This is a genomic window from Massilia sp. CT11-108, from assembly GCF_047302915.1.
Classification (GTDB): domain Bacteria; phylum Pseudomonadota; class Gammaproteobacteria; order Burkholderiales; family Burkholderiaceae_D; genus Telluria; species Telluria orientalis.
On sequence record NZ_JBKYMO010001751.1, the window covers coordinates 1 to 238 of the forward strand.

The window sequence follows — 238 nt, forward strand, 5'->3', positions numbered from 1 at the left end:
GGCTTCATACCGATTAGCTTAATCGCTCCCTTATGCGGATATTGATAGGACACAGCGTCCGAGAGGCACTGAAGGGCTTCATCGACGAATTGTTCTCGAGAGTCTTGGTGAAAATGGATTGGAATGCCGGCGTCGAAGCCATTGATAAGGAATGGTAGTGTGATGTCCTGGTGGGTGACCAAAGTTGCGGTACTCGGATGTCTCGCCAGGGTCATGCCGAAGTGGCATAGTACATCGT

General features: G+C 50.8%; 1 protein-coding gene. It reads right to left on the bottom strand.

All coding sequences use genetic code 11. The annotated features are described in order from the left end of the window. A partial coding sequence (locus tag ACEN88_RS36225) for a hypothetical protein (protein ID WP_413347200.1) occupies window positions 1-215 on the bottom strand: 215 nt, incomplete at its 3' end. Between the last annotated feature and the right edge of the window lie 23 nt (window positions 216-238).